Annotated in this window: 3 protein-coding genes and 1 pseudogene; 3 read left to right on the forward strand and 1 reads right to left on the reverse strand. The window is 65.4% G+C overall.

All coding sequences use genetic code 11. The features are described from left to right. Positions 1–765: pseudogene (locus AHiyo1_RS16850) on the forward strand (NAD(P)-dependent alcohol dehydrogenase); the annotation flags it as partial. Between the two features lie 73 nt (positions 766–838). Further along, positions 839–1,435 carry a TMEM175 family protein gene (locus AHiyo1_RS16855; RefSeq protein WP_059389312.1) on the forward strand — a complete coding sequence of 199 codons (597 nt, stop codon included), beginning with the start codon at positions 839–841 and terminating at the stop codon, positions 1,433–1,435. Between the two features lie 12 nt (positions 1,436–1,447). Here AHiyo1_RS16855 and AHiyo1_RS16860 read toward each other — a convergent pair whose 3' ends face one another. Continuing rightward, a complete protein-coding gene (locus tag AHiyo1_RS16860) occupies positions 1,448–2,206 on the reverse strand; it encodes a DeoR/GlpR family DNA-binding transcription regulator (RefSeq protein ID WP_059389314.1) in 759 nt (252 codons plus the stop codon). 46 nt (positions 2,207–2,252) lie between these two features. Between AHiyo1_RS16860 and AHiyo1_RS16865 the strand changes: the two genes are divergently transcribed. After that, positions 2,253–2,945, forward strand: a complete 693-nt coding sequence (locus AHiyo1_RS16865; protein ID WP_059389313.1) for an NUDIX domain-containing protein — start codon at positions 2,253–2,255, stop codon at positions 2,943–2,945. Positions 2,946–3,018: the final 73 nt, after the last annotated feature.

The raw sequence follows: 3,018 nt of genomic DNA on the forward strand, positions 1-3,018 counted from the left end.
CCTGCCGCGAATGCGAGAACTGCCGCAAGGGCGAGGAGCAATACTGCCTGAAAGGCATGACCGGGACCTACGGCGCCGTTGACCGCGACGGCACCATCACCCAAGGCGGCTACTCAACCCACGTCGTCGTGACCGAGGACTTCGTGGTGCGGATCCCCGAAGATAGCGCTCGACGCCGCCGCCCCCCTGCTGTGCGCAGGCATCACCACCTATTCGCCTCTCCGGCATTGGGGTGCCGGACCGGGCAAGAAGGTCGGCGTGGTCGGACTCGGCGGGCTGGGCCACATGGCCGTCAAGCTCGCGCACGCCATGGGCGCCGAGGTGACGGTGCTGTCCCAGTCGCTCAAGAAGATGGAAGACGGCCTGCGTTTGGGCGCGGACCAGTACTTCGCCACGAGCGAGCCGGCCACCTTCGAAAAGCTCGCGCGGACCTTCGACCTGATCATCAACACCGTCAGCGCCCCGATCGATATCAGCTCCTACCTTCAGTTGCTGGCGCTCGACGGCGCGCTGGTGAACGTGGGCGCACCGGCGGAACCGCTGCCGGTCAACGCCTTCGCACTCATCGGGGGCCGGCGTTCGTTCGCCGGATCGGCGATCGGGGGCATCCGGGAGACCCAGGAAATGCTCGAGTTCTGCGCCGAACACGGGCTGGGGGCCGAGATCGAAGTCATCCCGGCCGAGAAGATCAACGACGCTTACGAGCGGGTCCTCGCCTCCGATGTGCGGTACCGCTTCGTCATTGATGCCTCCACGCTGGGCTAGGCGGGAAGGGCGGGCGTAATCTCTTGGCCGCGGGAGTCCGCAGCAACGATGATGTCCCCATGAAGGCAATGCGATGAACAAGAACCGGCTTGAGGCATTCAGCGACGGCGTCCTCGCGATCGTCATCACCATCATGGTGCTTGAGCTGCGGGTGCCCGCGGAGCCTAACTGGCATGCCTTGCTGAGCGTCTTTCCCACGTTCCTCAGCTATTTGCTCAGCTTCGTCTACGTGGGGATCTACTGGAACAACCACCACCACATGATCCATCTGGCGGATCGGGTCAACGGCCGAATTCTCTGGGCGAGCCTGCACTTGCTGTTCTGGATATCCCTCTTCCCGTTCAGCACACGTTGGATGGATGAGTCGGGCTTCGCCGAGGTCCCGGTGCTGGCTTACGGCTTCAACCTGCTGTGCGCCGCCGTTGCCTACTACGTCCTGCAGCAGTCGTTGATCCGGCGCCAGGGCCGGCAGGGTGCGCTGGCCCAGGCGATCGGCCGGGACTGGAAGGGGAAGACGTCGCCGCTCATCTATGTGGCCGGCCTTGGCCTCTGCTTCCTCCATCCTTTGCTCGCCGTCGCCGCGTACACCGTCGTGGCCATGATCTGGCTGGTTCCGGACCGGCGCGTTGAACACTTCGTCACCCGTGCACACGAGGATCGGTCCGGGTAGGGGCAAGCCCGGTTATCCAGCGCCCACAAGGGCGATGCCAAGGCGCGAGAGCTCCCCCATGGTGGGATCGTTCGCTGGCGCATCGGTAATAAGGCCGGCGACGCTGGCGAAAGGCAACACCGAGTAGCGCGAAACGGCCCCGATCTTCTCGGCGCTCGCGAGGACGTACGTATCTGCCGCACGGGCGGCGAGAGCACGCTTCATGGCGGCTTCGTCGGCGTCGGCGGTGGTGAGTCCGTGGACGGGGTGGATTCCGGTGACACCGAGGAAGAACAACTCGGCGGAAACGGCCTGGGTGGCCTCGACCGCCGCAGCCCCGCAGGTCACGGCAGAGTGTTTGAACAAGCGGCCCCCGAGGAGGAACACCTCGATGAGGGGATGCTCGACAAGCGCCGAGGCGATGGTCGGACTGTGGGTAATCACAGTGCAGTCGAGCTCCGCCGGCAGCGCGTGGACCACCGCGAGGGTGCTGGTGCCGCCGTCGAGGATCACGGCGGAACCCGGCTGGATCATCGAAGCGGCGCAGGCAGCAATGCGCCCCTTGCTCTCCGGCTCGACCGTAGCGCGGGTGGCATAGTCGGCGATCGCAGGAGAAGCCGGCAGCGCACCGCCGTATACACGCTGGCAGAGCCCGGCCGCGGCAAGCTCGCGCAGATCGCGGCGCACGCTGTCTTCGGACAGGCCGAGTTCACGGGCGATGTCTTTGGCGATCACCTTGCCATCGGCCGCAAGCCGCGAGAGGAGAAATTGGTGCCGTTCGGCAGCAAGCATGCGCGTTCCTTCCTGATGTTGCACGATCATGCACTATTCTAGCGGGATGACTCCGAGAATCGATGCCCCTCCCACGACGTTGCGTCCTGGAATTGATGTCCCCGACCACCGCGGCCGCACCGGCCTCGACCAGGCAGGCCGGGGCCTCGACCGCAATCCCGCCGTGGTGGTGCGCGACGTCGAAGTGACTTCCGACGGTTGGCACGTGCTGCGTCGCACCACCTTCGACTACCGCCGCAGGGACGGCCGATGGGTCACCGAGCAACGCGAAAGTTACGACAGAGGGAACGGAGCAACGATTCTGTTGTACGACGCCGGCCGGGGCACGGTTCTGCTCACGCGGCAGTTCCGCTTTCCGGCCTATGTCAACGATCATCCGGACGGCATGCTGATCGAGGCTGCTGCCGGATTGCTGGACGACGACGATCCCGAAACGGCCATCCGGCGCGAGGCAAGCGAGGAACTCGGCGTCGACGTCGGAACGCTGCGGCACGTCTTCGACGCATACATGAGCCCCGGATCTGTCACCGAACGGCTGCACTTCTACGTCGCGCCCTACACCCCGGCGGACCAGACAGGCCCCGGCGGCGGAGTAGCCGCGGAGGGCGAGGACATCGAAACCATCGAGATTGCCTTCTCCGATGCACTCGCCATGATCGACGACGGCCGCATCGTGGACGGAAAGTCGATCATGCTCCTTCAGTGGGCGGCCCTCAACCACCTCTGCCAAGTGCCATAAGCCACCCTCGGCCCCCCTCAGACCGCGCTGCTCAGACCCGGCGTGAGCGCCGTTCAAGCAGGAGCGTGTCGCG

It is taken from the genome of Arthrobacter sp. Hiyo1, assembly GCF_001263615.2.
Taxonomy (GTDB): domain Bacteria; phylum Actinomycetota; class Actinomycetes; order Actinomycetales; family Micrococcaceae; genus Arthrobacter.

What these genes read in the sequence shown, in the direction of transcription:
- AHiyo1_RS16860 (WP_059389314.1), bottom strand. Translation starts at nt 2,206, where the DNA reads ATGCTTGCTGCCGAACGGCACCAATTTCTCCTCTCGCGGCTTGCGGCC.
- AHiyo1_RS16855 (WP_059389312.1), top strand. Translation starts at nt 839, where the DNA reads ATGAACAAGAACCGGCTTGAGGCATTCAGCGACGGCGTCCTCGCGATC.
- AHiyo1_RS16865 (WP_059389313.1), top strand. Translation starts at nt 2,253, where the DNA reads ATGACTCCGAGAATCGATGCCCCTCCCACGACGTTGCGTCCTGGAATT.